The 16277-nt window shown below is 37.7% G+C and carries 15 protein-coding genes; 1 reads left to right on the top strand and 14 read right to left on the bottom strand.

Going from position 1 to position 16277, the window contains the following annotated elements; all coding sequences use genetic code 11:
* Positions 1-83: 83 nt before the first annotated feature.
* The 10 genes from ACSBFT_RS07880 to ACSBFT_RS07835 all read right to left on the bottom strand — a co-directional run bounded on the left by ACSBFT_RS07880 (position 84) and on the right by ACSBFT_RS07835 (position 10924).
* Positions 84-926 carry an alpha/beta fold hydrolase gene (locus ACSBFT_RS07880; protein ID WP_489604182.1) on the bottom strand — a complete coding sequence of 281 codons (843 nt, stop codon included), beginning with the start codon at positions 924-926 and terminating at the stop codon, positions 84-86.
* Between the two features lie 656 nt (positions 927-1582).
* Positions 1583-2092 carry a DinB family protein gene (locus ACSBFT_RS07875; RefSeq protein ID WP_489604181.1) on the bottom strand — a complete coding sequence of 170 codons (510 nt, stop codon included), beginning with the start codon at positions 2090-2092 and terminating at the stop codon, positions 1583-1585.
* A 259-nt stretch (positions 2093-2351) separates the two neighbouring features.
* On the bottom strand, positions 2352-3539 hold the full coding sequence (locus ACSBFT_RS07870) for an acetate/propionate family kinase (RefSeq protein ID WP_489604180.1): 1188 nt from the start codon (positions 3537-3539) through the stop codon (positions 2352-2354).
* Positions 3540-3541: 2 nt separating this feature from the next.
* Complete coding sequence (pta, locus tag ACSBFT_RS07865) at positions 3542-5635, bottom strand: phosphate acetyltransferase (protein ID WP_489604179.1); 2094 nt, start codon at positions 5633-5635, stop codon at positions 3542-3544.
* A 160-nt stretch (positions 5636-5795) separates the two neighbouring features.
* Positions 5796-7238 (bottom strand): SDR family oxidoreductase, encoded by a 1443-nt coding sequence (locus ACSBFT_RS07860; RefSeq protein ID WP_489604178.1) that lies wholly within the window; start codon positions 7236-7238, stop codon positions 5796-5798.
* 66 nt (positions 7239-7304) lie between these two features.
* Positions 7305-8018, bottom strand: coding sequence for a class I SAM-dependent methyltransferase (locus tag ACSBFT_RS07855; protein WP_489604177.1), 714 nt, complete (start codon positions 8016-8018; stop codon positions 7305-7307).
* Positions 8019-8303: 285 nt separating this feature from the next.
* Positions 8304-8918, bottom strand: a complete 615-nt coding sequence (locus tag ACSBFT_RS07850; RefSeq protein ID WP_489604176.1) for a 3'-5' exonuclease — start codon at positions 8916-8918, stop codon at positions 8304-8306.
* A 248-nt stretch (positions 8919-9166) separates the two neighbouring features.
* Positions 9167-9724, bottom strand: a complete 558-nt coding sequence (locus ACSBFT_RS07845; protein WP_463046130.1) for a carboxymuconolactone decarboxylase family protein — start codon at positions 9722-9724, stop codon at positions 9167-9169.
* 63 nt (positions 9725-9787) lie between these two features.
* Positions 9788-10351: a TetR/AcrR family transcriptional regulator gene (locus tag ACSBFT_RS07840; protein ID WP_489604175.1), complete on the bottom strand. Its 564-nt coding sequence runs from the start codon at positions 10349-10351 to the stop codon at positions 9788-9790.
* A gap of 132 nt (positions 10352-10483) precedes the next feature.
* Positions 10484-10924, bottom strand: coding sequence for a TlpA family protein disulfide reductase (locus tag ACSBFT_RS07835; protein WP_489604174.1), 441 nt, complete (start codon positions 10922-10924; stop codon positions 10484-10486).
* Positions 10925-11253: 329 nt separating this feature from the next.
* Here ACSBFT_RS07835 and ACSBFT_RS07830 point away from each other — a divergent pair, with 329 nt between their 5' ends.
* Complete coding sequence (locus ACSBFT_RS07830) at positions 11254-12216, top strand: glycosyl hydrolase (protein WP_489604173.1); 963 nt, start codon at positions 11254-11256, stop codon at positions 12214-12216.
* Between the two features lie 161 nt (positions 12217-12377).
* On the opposite strand, the gene ACSBFT_RS07825 is transcribed toward ACSBFT_RS07830, so the two are convergent.
* The 4 genes from ACSBFT_RS07825 to ACSBFT_RS07810 form a co-directional block, all read right to left on the bottom strand.
* Positions 12378-13121: a CPBP family intramembrane glutamic endopeptidase gene (locus tag ACSBFT_RS07825; protein ID WP_463045667.1), complete on the bottom strand. Its 744-nt coding sequence runs from the start codon at positions 13119-13121 to the stop codon at positions 12378-12380.
* Between the two features lie 12 nt (positions 13122-13133).
* A complete protein-coding gene (locus ACSBFT_RS07820) occupies positions 13134-13832 on the bottom strand; it encodes a hypothetical protein (RefSeq protein WP_489604172.1) in 699 nt (232 codons plus the stop codon).
* Between the two features lie 295 nt (positions 13833-14127).
* Positions 14128-15300 carry an ABC transporter permease gene (locus tag ACSBFT_RS07815; protein WP_489604171.1) on the bottom strand — a complete coding sequence of 391 codons (1173 nt, stop codon included), beginning with the start codon at positions 15298-15300 and terminating at the stop codon, positions 14128-14130.
* Positions 15301-15305: 5 nt separating this feature from the next.
* Positions 15306-16268, bottom strand: coding sequence for an HlyD family secretion protein (locus tag ACSBFT_RS07810; protein ID WP_463045664.1), 963 nt, complete (start codon positions 16266-16268; stop codon positions 15306-15308).
* Positions 16269-16277: the final 9 nt, after the last annotated feature.

Genomic DNA, 16277 nt, shown 5'->3' with positions numbered 1-16277 from the left:
GATTTAGGACTTATTAGCTTTTTTATATTAATTTTGTTAAGCACTGTTTTTTTTATTAACGGCCAATAAATATCAAAATATTGTCAACGCTCTTTGCTCCAATCACCTTCTAGAAATTCCGATGTCTTTCTGATAAAATCAGTTCCATTCGCATCACCAATATGAGGCATATGCCAACCGTTTGGTACAATCCAAAGATGAGCATTCGGAATGCTCCTATATATTTCCCAGGCTTGTGTAACAGGCACAAAATCATTGTCACCATGAATTACGAGTGTTCTAGCTGTGATAGTGTTAAGTTGGGCGATAGTGATGGAAGGATCACCGTAGAGTTCTTGAAAATGATAAAACTGACTAGCAATTAACCTTCCTTTGATTTCGCCATGCTGTTTTTCAAGTTCATTGAATTCATAATAAGCTTCAGGTATTGCGTTATTTTTTATAAACTCACGAACTTGTGCACTGAAGTAGATTTGTGCACTTATCGGAACAATGGCTTCAAACATATTTGGCTCTTTGAATGCAGCATATAGCATGGTTATACCTCCTGAACTATGTCCAATAGCCTTTACTTTTTTTAGATTAAGTTGTTCTACGAATGCAACCAAATCTTTTGCGGCTGTGGTGTGAAGAAAAGTTTTGCTCGTGTCGGGATTTGTTGATCTACCATGTCCTCTCATGTCCCAAGCAATTACATGATACCTTTTTGAAAATTCAGGTATATAGGGTTTCCAGTCCACTAGTGTTCTACCAAATCCATGCAGTAGAATCAATGGCTCACCCTGCCCATATTCTTCAAAGTATATTTTTGCACCATTAACATCAATAAATTTACCGTTTGATGCGGCAGGCTCTTGTGCTCTAACTATAGCGTGAGATAGAAATGTTACACAAATTAAAAAAGTGAAGAGATGTCCTAGTTTCATATATGTTTCGACTTATTAGGTAAATAAACATTTCTTTCAATGACGGTGAGCTTCTTCCAAGATTGTGCACAACGATAGCGTATCTGAACAAAAGGTGCAGATACTATTCTTATATATTCATTTGTAAGTTGTTGTTTTCGGATAGTTGTATCCGTTCAATAAGTGAAATTGGAGAAATTACTTGGTACCGCCAAAAGCGTTTATTTTTCGGTGCACTTAAATTTATTGTTTTAGAAAGAAGGGTCTCTCTGATTGGCTATAGGGAAGGTTTTTGTCAGGTCTTCTTCAAGTTCTCGTTTGAACTATTGCTCTCCAAAACCATCGAAATTGAACATGAAAACAAGAAACTTGTTCTAAGCTAAAAAAGGATAATTAAAAGGGACTCATTTTCTAAAATGGAGAAGTGTGGGCTTTTCTTGGAAATGTCATTTCATGTCAAGTCTGGGGCTTTTAAGCAGCTAAGCTGCTAGCTTAGAAGATCGGTGTATGTCATTCGTCCGACATGTTGTTCCATTTTACAATATGCTTAGTGTTCCGCCCAAAAGTCCTACCATCTTTCCCATTGGAGGGTAAACAAAAGTTTCGGATTTTAATGGCGTTTTAATATGCTTCATTTGTATAAACACGGGATAGTTATTTTCTCTAATGAGCTGATGTCATTTTAGTTTTAAAATAGTCTTTATCCTATCCCTCTGTCTTAAATGATGGCGAAAATGCATTTCTATAAACTGTTGCCATTCCATAGCATTAAAATAATTTAAACCTGGATGCTTTGTTTTACCATAGAACTTACTGTTTAAAATTTGACTGTCATAATATATAATTGTCTCTTTTAATTTAGCAAGCGAACTCAAAATTTCTTCTTTGCTATTGGGCTGACAGGTGTTATTATTAGAAGGGGGACCTTCAATTAAATCATTAGGAAATTCATTATTGAAAAACATCGTTTTGGCATTTTCTGTCATTTCTTCCGTTGCATTTTCATTATTAGAAAGGCAAATGGTAATCTGTTCAAGAAAATAATTCGTGGAGTCTATTAGATGAACACAAACTTGCCCTAGTGACCAACTATTTTGTGAATATTTAGAGCATATTTGTTCAAAGCTGTATTGTTCTATATCATTTATCCAAACATCAATTGTATTTTTAATTTCTCCGCTTGTCATTTTTTTATCCTTAGTATTCTGATAGATTTTGCGAATCACTTCTCAATGACCACTCGTATTGGTGTTTATCCGCCTTAATGGCTTAAGTTGCGTCTATATCTCTTATATATTCGTTTGTAAGTGTTTGTTTTCGGATAGTTGTATCCGTTCAATAAGTGAAATTGGAGAAATTTCTTGGTACCACCAAAAGCATTTATTTTTCGGCAATTAGGGGTTGTTAATACAGAAAGAAGAATCTAGTTTAGTAAAAGTTTGATGCTTATTTAAAGCTAAGCAAATGATAAGCCTGTGTCGCTATCTCTAACTCTTCATTTGTAGCTATGACTAGCGTTTTAACCTTAGCCGTTTTAGAGCTTATGTCTAGGAAGTCATCCAACTTTTGGTGGTTAGTTTCCAGGTTTATCTCCATGCCTAGATAGTCCATATCCTTACAGATTTTGGCCCTCAAAACACTAGAATTTTCTCCGATTCCAGCCGTGAAAACGATGGCATCAAGACCATTCATGGCAGCCGCATAAGCTCCAATGTACTTTTTGATGCGGTAAGCGTTCATTTCTAGTGCCAAAATACTATTCTCGTCACCAGCTTCGGCGGCTTTTTGTATATCTCTGAGATCCATAAAACCCGTTAAGCCAAGCATGCCGCTTTCTTTGGTCAGCAGATGGTTTACTTTATCTAAATCATAACCTAGCGTGTTAACCATATAAAATATGAGGCTGTGGTCTATATCACCACTTCTGGTTCCCATGATCAATCCAGCCGACGGCGTAAATCCCATACTGTGATCTATACTTTTTCCATTTTCTATCGCCGTCATACTGCAGCCGTTGCCAAGATGAATCGTAATGATTTTGCTCTTGGCTGTGCCTAAATAATCTTGGGCTTTTTTAGCCACATATTTATGACTTGTCCCATGAAAACCATACAGCCTTATTCCCTCTGGCAAGAGCATATTGGGGATAGCATATTTAAAGGCTTTCTCTGGAATAGTTTGATGAAATGCCGTGTCAAATACCACCACTTGAGTAGCTTTAGGGAAAATTTGCTCTGCAATTTCAATGCCTTCTAAATTGGCAGGATTATGCAATGGAGCTAAAGAAAAGAGGGATTTAATCTCTTTTTTTACTTCCTCATTCACCACCGTGGTATCCGCATATTTGCTTCCACCATGAACGACCCTATGTCCCACTGCCATTATTTCATCGGCATGTTTTATGGCACCTACTTCTTTATCAACGATGAGCTCGGCTATCAGTTTTAGGCCTGTTTTATGGTCTTTGATTTCTTTTTCTACCAGTCTCCTTCCTTTGAAAGATTTGTGGCTTAGTTGTGCGTCTTTTTCACCTACTCTTTCCAATATGCCAGAGCAAAGGACCTTTTCTGTGGGCATTTGAATCAGCTGATATTTAATAGAGGAACTGCCAGAATTTAAAACTAAAATATTCATAATTACTGACCTTGAGCCTGAATTGCGGTTATGATGACGGTATTGAAAATGTCATTGACTGTACAGCCTCTACTGAGGTCGTTTACAGGTTTATTTAAGCCTTGTAAAATTGGGCCTATGGCCAATGCTCCAGTTTCTCGCTGTACTGCTTTGTATGTATTATTTCCAGTGTTTAAATCTGGGAATATGAAGATACTGGCCTGCCCAGCCACTTCTGAGTTAGGCAACTTGCTTTTACCAATTTTCATGTCCACTGCGGCATCATATTGAATAGGCCCTTCTATTTTTAGATCTGGTCTCTTGCTCTTCACTATTTCCGTAGCTTTCCGCACCACATCTACATCCGCCCCTACACCAGAAGCCCCAGATGAATAAGATAGCATCGCTATTTTAGGCTCAATGCCGAAAGAAATACTGGTTTCTGCGGAGGAAATGGCTATTTCGGCAAGTTCTTCTGCAGAAGGATTAGGGTTGATAGCACAATCGCCATAGACGGTAACTCTGTCTGGCAGACACATAAAAAACACAGAAGAAACGACGGAAACGCCTGGCTTAGTTTTCACAAACTGCAAAGCTGGCCTGATGGTGTGCTGCGTAGTATGAGCAGCACCAGAAACCATTCCGTCTGCATCACCTTTGAAAACCATCATAGTTCCAAAGTAAGACACATCTTCCATCAAGTCTCTCGACATTGCTTGATTCAGACCCTTATGCTTACGCATTTCATAGAGCGAATTTGCATACGCATCAAAATCTGGAGAGTCCGTAGGATTTATGATACTAACTTTTGAAAGATCCAACTGTATGTCAAGACTTGCTAGAAGTTGGGCTATTTTACTAGGCTGCCCTAATATGGTTAAGTCCACCACATCTAGATCAATCAATTGTTTAGCCGCTTTCAGGATTCTTTCATCATAGCCCTCTGGAAGTACAATGTGTTTCTTATGCCTTTGGGCTCTTTTAAGCAGATTGTATTGGAACATCCTTGGTGTGATTCCATTTTGCTCAAAAGTGATGAGCTTATTGGAAAGGCTTTCTACATCCACATTTTGCTCAAAAACTTGCATTGAAACTCTGATCTTCTCCGTGTTTTCTGCATATACTTTAGGCCTGATATCGCCAATTCTGTTGGTGACCGAAAAAGTACCTTCATTTACAGAAATGATAGGAACGACTTCGCTTAAGCCTTCAATAAGTTTCAAAATAGACTCTTCGGGGATTAAACCGCCTGTAAGGATAATGCCAGATATGGCTGGATAATTGGCCGAAAGATTAGCTTGAAGTGCTCCAAGGATAATGTCTGCCCGGTCTCCAGGAGTGATCACCAGACTGCTTTCTTTAAGATGGGTGAGGTAATTTCGGAGCTGCATGGCTCCCACACTAAAGAAACCGGCTAGGTTATTTAAGTATTGCTCTCCAAATAACACTTTACCATGAAGTTCATCCACAATTTCCTTTACCGAGGGTTGTGACAGACTTGTGATTTTTGGGATGACCTCAATTAAAACACTTTTTGGCAACTTTTCTTTCAAAACCTTTTTTACAGCTTCTTGGTTTTCGGGTAACACCTTATTGGCAATGGCCATTAAAACAGACACACCGTTTCCTTTAAAAGAGTCTGTAGCCATTTGTAAATTACCTGCAAGCTCATCTATGGTCTTTCCTGTTTCCGTAGCTAAAATAATGGCTGGAATACCAAGGTTTTTGGCAATCAAAACATTCATATCCCACTCGATGATGGAGCTTTCGCCTGAGAAGTCGGAACCCTCTACTAAGATAAAATCAAACTGTTCTTCAAGTGTTTTATACTTGTCAATAATTTGACTGATTATTTGGTCTTCTTTGCCCTTATTTAAAAGGTCAATAAGTTCATTTCGGGTGAAAACATAAGCATCTTTTGCTGCAATAAGCAATTCAAAATGATTGATCATTGTTCTAATATGATTATCCATTTTGCCATCCTTGAGGTTATCAATAATAGGTCTGAAGTAACCCACCTTGGCAGTCTTACCCAGTAGCATTTGCATTAAGCCAAGTGAAACAACGGACTTACCACTATTTGGGCCAGTTGTAGTAATATATATTCCTTTGCTCATGTATCTTATATTCGTTTGTAAATACCCAATAAGGTAAAAACAGTTGTCGTTATTTTTTTAAATGCAAAAGTCTAAAAAGAACAGCAATCACCTTATGAGCATTGTCATATAACGCATTTACAAAACTCAGTTCCCAAGCTCTCAAAAAGTAGTATAAAGGCTAATTGGAGGAGTTTTCTACGGTTTTGGCATTAGTTATCGCATTTAACATGCCATTGAAAATTAAGCCATGAAAGGGCAAGACGGCATACCAATATAATCTGCCTGCTACGCCCAAGGGCCTGAACGTGGCGGTTTGTATAAGCTTGTTGCCTTCTATTTTAAATTCTAACCAAGCTTCTCCTGGTAGTTTCATTTCAGCAAATAGCAGTAATCGTCCTTCTTCTTTGTCGGCATATAACACTCGCCAAAAATCTATGGTATCGCCCACATTAATGCTTGTAGGACTGGTTCTACCTCTTCTGAGACCTACACCGCCAGATAATTTGTCCATAAAACCTCTGATTCTCCACAGCCAATTTCCATAATACCAACCCGTGCTGCCGCCTATGGCCCATATTTTGGCTACGGCTAAAGCACGGTTTTCCATGGTCTTACTTCTGCTGTCTTTAAAACAACCGAAAGAGGGGACTTTGATAAACTCCGAGATATTGAAATTTATGCCACTGCTTGCATAGGAGTCTTTCCAGCTAGAAAGTATTTCGTTGTTTTCAATTTTGCTGAAAGCCCGATTTAAGGCTTCTTTATAACTTAAAGGATTAATGCCTAGGATATCTGCTAGTCGCCTATCGCGGCATACCACCTCTACTTTCATGCTGTTTACCAAAGAGGTGGCTAGTTTATAAGAGGTAGAGGTAACAAAATAAAGCCAGTAGGAAGAGAGCTTGGGCGTCATTACGGGTACCACAAAAATCTTACGTTTCAGGTTTCGGCTTTTACCAAAATCTAAGAGCATATTTTTATAGGTCAAAACATCTGGACCACCAATATCAAAGTTCTGATTGAAAGTTTCAGTATGGAAAATGGTTTTGGAAAGGAAAGCTATGACATCCGAAATTCCAATAGGCTGGCATTTGGTGTTGAGCCATTTTGGGGTAATCATGACCGGCAGTTTTTCCACCAAATCTCTGATGATTTCAAAAGAAGCACTGCCAGAACCTATGATAATACCGGCCCTTAAAGCCGTGAAATTATAATCGCCTTTGCTCAGCTCTGTTTCCACATTTTTTCTGGAAGATAGATGTTTCGATAGCTCTGTGTCATTTACGATACCCCCTAAATAAACCACATGTTTGACCTGCGTTCTTTTAAGGGCATTTCGGAAATTGATGGCAGACAGCTCCTCTAAAGATTGATAATCGCCGGAGGCCGACATGGAATGCACCAGATAATAGGCACCATCAATATCGGTAGGGATATTTTCTAAAGAAACTTCATCTAGCAGGTCTAATTTCAGAACTGAAATACTTTTTCTAAGGGATTCGGGCGGATTAAACCTTTTGGGGTCTCTCACGCAGCAAACCACCTCATGTCCGGCATCAATAAGCACTGGAAGCAGCCTTTTGCCAATGTAGCCTGTAGAACCTGTAAGAAGTATTTTCATTTAAATGGCATATGCTTTAGACGAATTACGAAGGATGGTGTAGTGGGGTTTATAGGTGAATTTTAATTATGCTATTTTCTTCCCTTTAATACCACTGGCACAGCCAAAGAAATATGCTACGTATTCTACCTCAAAATTTGGTCTATTGAATATCTGAAGCACTTTTTTAGCGTTCTTAAACTCCTGCGTGTAAATTCCAAGCATTCTATAGGCTTCAGGACTACCAAGAAATAATTTACCTAAAATAGGAATGACGTTTTTTAGATAGAACATATAAAAACTTTTTAAAAACTTGCCATCTGGAACAGAAACATCAACCAGAGAGAACTGGCCATTTAGTTTTAACAATCGGTCAATTTCATCTGCCAGTAAGGCCAGCTGTTCTTCATTAAAGGTTTTTAAACCAAAGCCGGAAATAACAACATCGGCAGTTTGGGCTGGGATGGAGTTGTCAAAGACATTCTCTTTAAGAACTTCTATATTGCTTTTTTTAAACTTAGACTTGTTTTTATTAGCTCGGTTAATCATCTCTGTAGAGAAATCAAGACCGATAAGTTTAGCGTTTTTGTCACTTTTTTTAAGAATGTATTTCCAGCATTCACCCATTCCTGTCAATAGGTCCACAACCGTACTTCCTGGCTCAATTTCTATTTCCTTAACACACTGCCGTCTCCACCTTTCGCTAAAGCCAAATGAGGTGATGTAGTTCATTCTTGAATACGAGCCACTCATTTTATCAAATAGCTTTTCAACAAACTTAGGCTCGTATATTTCTTTCATGGTTCTTTTTTATGGTTTCAGCAATGATGCAATAATAGACAATATTAAACCTGCTTTATGCATAAGGCAATCTCCTGATTTTATCGGGACCGGAGCTAAATTGCTTCAAATTAGTATACTTCGTTAAACTCAGCACAGGCTACACCCATTTAAACTCAATCACCAGAACCCTTCGACATTATCTCAGGGTAAACGCTATGCGAATCGCGTTTAATTGTCTGATTTATTGTACTTTAAAGCTCGTAACGATTCCCCAACGCATAATCCGGGTTTAAGGGTGGCCCACTATTTTGCTAAAGCTTTAGAACGATATATTTTTTTTGCTTGTGAGGGTTTATAGCCACCATCATACAGTTTTCCAATGTTAGTTTTTAATTTTTCAGGGAAATCTTCTTTTGAGTTTATTCCATTTTTTTCAAATGCTTTAATCGTAAGTTCAGCGGTAGCTCTACTGTCAGCTTCTGCTCTATGGTGATTAAAGGAGATTTTGTTATGATTGCATAAGGTTTTCAAGTCGTATGCAGGAAGCCCTTCCCAAACCTTTTTGGAAAATATGTAACTACAAGAATATTCTAATTCGGGAAATGGAAGATTATACGCTTCAAGGGTTCTTCTTAAAACACTGAAGTCAAACGCCGCATTATGGGCTATCAAAAATTTATTTTCGATTAGGGGTTTTATTTCATGCCATAATTCGTTGAATTCTGGTTTGTTAGCTACATCTGTTGGTCTAATGCCGTGAATGGCAATGTTGAAATAGTTAAACTCTTCATACTTTGGTTTTATTAGCCAAGACTTACTCCCAACGATTTTGAAATTTTCAACAAATGTCAGTCCAATTTCACAAGGGCTGTCTCTTTGTGCTGTAGCTGTTTCAAAATCTATCGTTATAAAATCCATATCTTAATGTCTATTTTTAATTGGGTGGAGCATTAATATAAACGGAGTATTCGTTTAAGTAAGCTATCTTTTATACCCATGCGTAAAAGTAGTTTGTCATGGCTTGCTTATACTCTTGGCAAATCGAAATTGTAGAATTAATTCCACACTACCAAAAGCGTTTATTTTTATGGTAAGGTACGTAGCAAAAAACTCCACCAGATAAACTGATGGAGTTTTTAAATGTAGCTTAAAACTATGTTTTAGACTTAAACCGTTGCTGGTTCCCAAGCAAACTTTTGGAATGGAGCGTCCACAGGGGTATTTGCAATATGGTTGGTGTAGTTACTAATCACTTTCTGAGATACACCAAGTATCACTTCTAGTAATTGTCTTTCTTCATAACCTACCGCATAAAAATTTGCCAAATCTTCATCTGTTAAACGTCCACGATTTCTAACAATTTTTAATGTTGTGTCATGCAATACCTGTAATTTCTCTGTTGGCATAGCCGTACTGTTTCTTAATGCTTCCGAAAGGGATGAATCCACTTTCATCATACCCGCAATGGCAGTATGTGCAGGCACACAATAGTGACATTCGTGCTCTACGTTTACAGTTTGCCAAACTACGGTTTGCTCCTCTGCGTTAAGTGAAGATTCTAAAAATAATTTACCTACAGTTTGGTAGGCTTCCAATAAGCCTGGAGCTCCGGCCAATACACCATGTAAACCAGGAATCATTCCATTGGTTTTAAGCGATTTCTCTAATTTTCCTTTGCTCTCTTCTGGAGCTGTTTCGATGTTATGAATGGTTAATGTTGTCATAATTTGTTGTTTTATCAATTGTTGATAAACTAAACATTCGTTTAGTTATTGGTTAAAAAAAAGTTAAAGCTCTTTGAAAATGTGTTCTATATAATTGTCCAGTTGTGTTTTACTAAATAACCTGGTGGCAGATGATAATCCAAACATGGAAATAATCAGAAAGTCTGCCTGCTGTTCTATGATTTCTGGTGCCTTGGTTTCATCTTGCTTTAAGCTCGTGGTAAATACTTGTCTTACTTCAGCGGTAAATTTTGATAAAACTTCCTTTATTTTCTCGTCTGCATCTTGTCTTAATTCATTGGCAGTGTTGGTCACTAAACAGCCTTTACCAAATTCGGTTTCTTTGGTGAATTCAATAAAGTCATAGAAGTATTGTTTAATACCTGCTATGCCGTCTGTAGAAGCTTTCAGCTTGCTCATGAGCTTGTTTAGCTCCTTTTTATAACATTTTATGCTTTCAAGGAAAACACCATTTTTACTGCCAAAGCTAGCATAGATAGAAAACTTATTAATGCCCATTTCTTTTTCTAGCATGTGCATAGAGGTTGTTTCATAACCGTTTCGCCAGAATAAATTCATGGCTTTCTCGATAACCTCTTCTTCTATATATTCTTTTTTTCGTGCCATTGTTTCTTAAGTGTCACAAAACTAAACAATCGGTTAGATATAAAAAAGTAAACGTTGATTTAATATTTTTACAACCATATAAATTCCGTGATTATTAGTTTAAATTATTCCATTGAAATAATGGAATCTCGCTTATTCAAGCTGTTCCAGAGCGTACATTAAACGATTTTGAGCACCGTCTTGTGAGCCAAATATGGAGCGAGAAAGATGCCCGTCTTTTGTAATTAAAACCCATTGTGGCGTTCCTTCGGAATCAAATTGGTCATAGACCGCATGCCTGTCATCTAAGAAAATAGGAAAAGGAAGCTCGTCAATAGTGAAAATGCTTTTAATGTCATTTTCGGTGACTTGTATGTTTTTAAAGTTGGTATGAATGCCCACCACCTGAATGCCGACATTTTCTTTTTGGAGTTGGTACGCCAGCGGAATTGCTCTGCCTGTACAGCCCAAACATTGGTTATTATAGATAATAGCCAAAAGCGGTTTTCCTTTATAAAGTTTTATTAAATCAATTTGTTGTTGATTGAATTCCTGAACCATTATGGATGCCACTAATTCATTCTCCTTAATCATGTCTTTTAGTTTTACTACTGTGCTATTAACGTCATTTAATAACTAACTGTTCATACATTTCTGTAAACGTACCAAGCAATTTATAACCCTATTGTATGATGTATTGGAGAATCGTAATGGATTTTATCAGAGATTTAAACTTAATCATCATAGCTGTGCTAATTTCCTTTAATTGTCTAATTTATTGTACTTTAAAACTTATAACGATTTCCCAACATATAATCCGGGTTAAATATCAATACAGTGAGTCGCTAGGTGGACATACATGGATGGTTTGGCGAAAGAATTTATGGGATTTGGTTCCTTTACTTTTCAAATAGAAATATCATATGAAAAAACATACAATCATTATGGTAATGCTTCTGATGTCTATGGCATCAGCATCATTAGCTCAAACGTCACAAGTCTTAGAATATCTTAAGGGTATTTCTGGCGAGAGTACACTTGCTGGACAGCATAATAGAGAGCCGAATGCTAAGCCTGCCAGATGGACAGCATTTATAAAAGAGACTACAGGAACGTATCCTGCACTATGGAGTGGTGACTTTTTATTTCAACAAGGAAATATAGATAATAGATGGACGATGGTGCATGAAGCCAAAAAGCAATGGGATAATGGAGCCGTCATTAACATAATGTGGCATGCTTGCCCGCCAGACCAAGGTGAGCCATGCGGATGGGATCCAGGTTTACTCAATGCTCAGCTAGATGATGCCCAATGGAAGGAATTGCTAACGGATGGATCTGCCCTAAATGAAACTTGGAAAGCTAGAATGGACGACATTGCGGTTTATCTACAGTACCTAGAAGACAACGACGTAGAAGTCCTTTTCAGGCCATTGCATGAAATGAATCAAGGTAAGTTTTGGTGGGGTGGGAGACCAGGCCCAGAGGGTACAGCTCAGCTTTACCGTCTTATTCATGATTACTTTACCAATGTAAAAGAGCTCTCTAATTTGATTTGGGTGTGGGATATGCAAGATATGAGTAGAGATTTTGAGGCATATAATCCAGGACGAGCATATTGGGATGTGTTTGCTTTTGATGTTTATGATAAGGGATTTGATGCTTCATGGTATAATTATATACTACCAATAATAGGAGATAAACCAATGGCCATAGGGGAATGTTCCGTTTTGCCCAGCCCTGAAATGTTATCTGCTCAGCCCAAATGGGTTTTCTTTATGAGTTGGGCAGAACTGGTGAAGGAATCGAATACGGTAGACGAGATAAAAACTTTATATAAACATCCACGTATTATTACCCGTGATGAAATGCCTGGTTGGAAATAATTAGGCTATTAAAAGGCTTATTCTTAGCTTTTTTGTATTGACGGAAAACGATAGTAAAACCCTTACATTATTTACCATACTGTAGGGTTTTCTTTATATAAACGTTCCCGTGAAAGGATGTCTCAAAATTGAATTGCTGATGACAAGCATTTTGCTTCATTTTAAAGTAAATAAAAGATACAATATATCATCCCTAAATTAAACCCCGAATGGCATAATACGGCTCCCCATATAGTGCCTGTACGTTTTCTCATTTGGAAAAATAGTAGGCTGACCAAAAACATGGATACCGTCCAAAGTAGGGCTGGAATGGCATAGAAATCCCAAGCTTCGTTGATGAATACCAAACCAAAGTGAGAAATATGTGTAAGAGCAAAAGCGGAACTGTCAATGATGGAGGCTTTGGTATCTCCTAAAGATTTGGCGAAGCTGGTGTGAATCAAACCTCTGAAAAATAATTCTTCACCTATTGGGCTGACGAGCATCCCCGTAGCAGCCATGATAAGAAACAAGGTTTTTTTGTCTGGAGCAGAGATAACTTCAGGGATTTTGTAAGATTTGCCTATGTAGGCGTACCAGTTTTCATAGGAGTTGCCGTATAAACTTATTCCTAAATAGTGCAGAAGAAGGCTAAATACAAGACCAAGAATTAGTGCGATAAATAGGTAGTGAAGTTTCTTAGGTGCTTTTATGCCAATCGCCTTTCTTCCATGTTTGTTTAGAAAAACGAACGGCACTATAGCCGAAATGAGCATCACTAAACCGATTAAACTATAGTTGCCAGTTTCATTGGCTTGAAGCACAAGTATAAATCTTGGAATACAAATAAGTAGCATTAAGAATAGACCAAATTTCCAGTCGAACTTAAAAAGTCTGCTCCAAAATGGTTTTAAGGCTGGATTCATGCGGATGGAATTTTAAAGTCCTTTTCTTGTTCTTTTTTTCAATTGGAGAATTCTTTCTTCGTAGTAATATTTCAATTCATCCGCAAAAGTTAATGGGTTTTCATACTCCTTTAGGATCTTATAAAGTTGTTCGTTCTTGGCCAAATCAATAGCATCTTCTAGACGTTCTTTTTCTTGTTGCAAGTAATTATTCTTAGAAAAGACCTTCACTGAAGCAGCGGCATCACCTAAAATGATCTGGGTATTTCCTTCAAAAATATGAGCATGAAACGCCTGTAAGGATTCCAGACTCTCCGTCTTATAAATTTCAATGAGTTTGGTGGTCAGTTCGGTAGCGATATCCGTTTCATTTTCTTTCATGAAGAATTTGTCTGGATGAACATGTAACATCGCTTCTCGGTATAATCTTTTTTTCTCCTTTTGATCTTCGGTAGAGTCAAGATTTGCCGCTGTCTTTTTGGTAGTAATTAAGCCAAGTGGTTCCTGATAATTCTTACCACGTTTTTTCTGCTCTAGTCGTTTTTCCTTTTTCTTCTTCTTAATCTCTTTGTATAAAACATAGAGTTCCTGTGCTTCTATAATCAAATCACCGAGACGAGAACGTAGTAAAGCTTCAAAAGATTGGGTTTCTTTTTCGATTGCTTCCAGCTCCTGCCGGAGCAGTTCAATATCCTCTTCTAGTTTAATGTGGCTTAGCCTTGTTTCCGACATGGACTATTTTAGTGTTAGCTAATAATTGTTTAAGTATTTGAGCCCTCTTTTATTATTTGTTCAATGCCACAGGATTAAGTTTTACACAGATACTATAGCAGGCGTAAAAATAGAGAAAATTAGGGATGAATGAATGCCAAAAGGGAATAGGGAGGGTAATAAACCAGAGGCTGTTTCACCAAGCCAGATGCTTAGAGAAACAGCAATATTAACCAGCGATTTAGTGAATCATCGAGGAAAGTAAAATGGTGGAGACAAACTCCATTGCAAGGCTTTATAGCAAATTATTTTCGGTTTATTTAGCCAACTTAACTTGCTTTTTGCCAAACAAATATATCTTGATTTGTAGCAAGAGAACCATTAAAAATAGACTCACAAACATGATCCATAAAAGCATATTTATTTCGGGTTTGACAGCCGATAAATCACCGCCATAAAAAGCTATTTTTCTAAAGGCACTTAAAAATTGAGTCAAAGGAATATACTGGGCTACTTGGCTGACAGCATGCGGAAAAGCAAGGGTAGGCCAAGTAAATCCGCTCAAGATAAAAGCTGGCGTAGAGATAACCATCAAGAGCTCTGTGGCTTTTAATTGACTCGGAATAGCAATAGAAAACAACATCCCAATAAACATAGAAGCTAAAGACAAGAGTGCGACTAAAACCAACATAGGCGTATTATATATGTCCGCATCAATTTTAAAATAGGGGATAAACAAACTCACAATGGCCCACATGATAGGTATCATCACTAAAAAAGGAATGGATTTAAGCACAATGTGATACAAAGAAAACTTGCTCTTTTTTACCAGGGTTCCAAAATATCCGTCTTCAAAGTCTCGTGCAAAAACCAATGCTAATGCTAAAAATATCACTTGCTGCATAATGGCACCAAGTATCCCTGGGAGCATAAACGTAACATAGTTTCCAGAGGAATTGTAAAGCTTATTAAAATTGATTTTAAAGCTTTCATAGCTATCCAAAGCCTGTGTAGCTGGCATGCCTTGTTTTTTCAATCCTTCTATCTCAATTCCGGCATTGAGTGTCATTAAAACCGATTGAATATTTTTACTGGCCGTATTGGCATTCAGCATATTTGCCATATTCAGATCTACACGTATTTCAGGATGTCTTTTTTGCAGGATATCTGCCTCAAAATGGCTAGGAATGGTCACCACGGCTGCATATTGCTTTACAGGCATTTCATGGATGAGATTGCCTGAAGAATAACGTACATCACTAACTGATAAGCCTTCATTATCTGAGAAAGCATCGATTATCTTATCAGAAATGGGGCTGTTGTCCTCGTCAATGATTACTATGGGTAAACCCACCACTTTGGCTCCTTCATACACATAGCCAAGCAAAAGTCCATAAAATATAGGTGCTCCAATGAAAATGGCGAGTAATACGTTATTAGAGAAAATTCGCTGGAACTCTACTTTAATTAAGTCTAAATACGCTTTCATAATAATTATTGTTTAATTAAAACAGTGGCATTTAGAAAAAAGGATTGATGAGATACATCAGAAGTTGGTACCATTTTCAATTCATAAATTGACTCTGACAGCTCATATAAGGGCGACGTACTGGTGATGTCGGCGTACTGTGCCAGCTGCTTTATCGCGATGATTTTAACCGTGGTTACTTGCTCTATGTATGGGTTCACTAAGGTCAGCTGTTGGCCGACTTTGAAATCGTATATTTTAGATTCTGGAACGGTAAATCGGAAGAAGGTGCTGTTCTTTTGATATCCGTTAAAAAGAGCATAACCGGGCGTAAGTAATTCTCCCACTTGAAGACTGATGGTTTCAATGGTCATGTCTACGGGTGCAGTCATCACTTTTTCGTCGGCTGCAGAAAGTACTTCTTGTTTGGCACCAATAGCTCTATTGAGTTGCCCTTTGGCTTGGTCTATCTGCTCTGTTCTTGCACTTTGACTTACTTCCTTTCGTTTAGCCTTTAAAGCAGAAATTTGAGCTTTAGCCATGTCACGTTTCATTTTTACTTCATCAAATTGCTGTAAACTGATCAAGGAATCTTGGTACATGGCTTGCAGTCTCTGATAAGATTCTTGTGCAAAATTGAGTTGTGCAGCAGCGGCATCAATTTGACCGTCAATCTGACCTAATTGCTCTAAAGTGGCACCTTTTAATGCCATATTTAATTGACCTTTAGCGGCTGTAATTGCTCCTTCTGATTGCATCATTTTAGCATTGACTTCTGGAATGTATATGATGGCCAGCGTGTCTCCTTGCTTTACTGTTTGTCCTTCTTGAACATAAATTTTGCTAATTCTTCCAGCCAGTTTATTACTAACCGAAATGGTTTCAAATTTTACTTGACCTCTAAAGTCTGTTATTGGTGTTTCGTTTTCACAGGAGCTTAGGTAAGCCATGGCCATAAAACCGATACATATATTTACTAGTGATTTCATTTTCGTTAT

The organism is Arcticibacterium sp. SM2516 (assembly GCF_057914865.1).
Note: the sequence above shows the minus strand (reverse complement) of the source record. Positions and strands in the feature narration are given on the sequence as shown.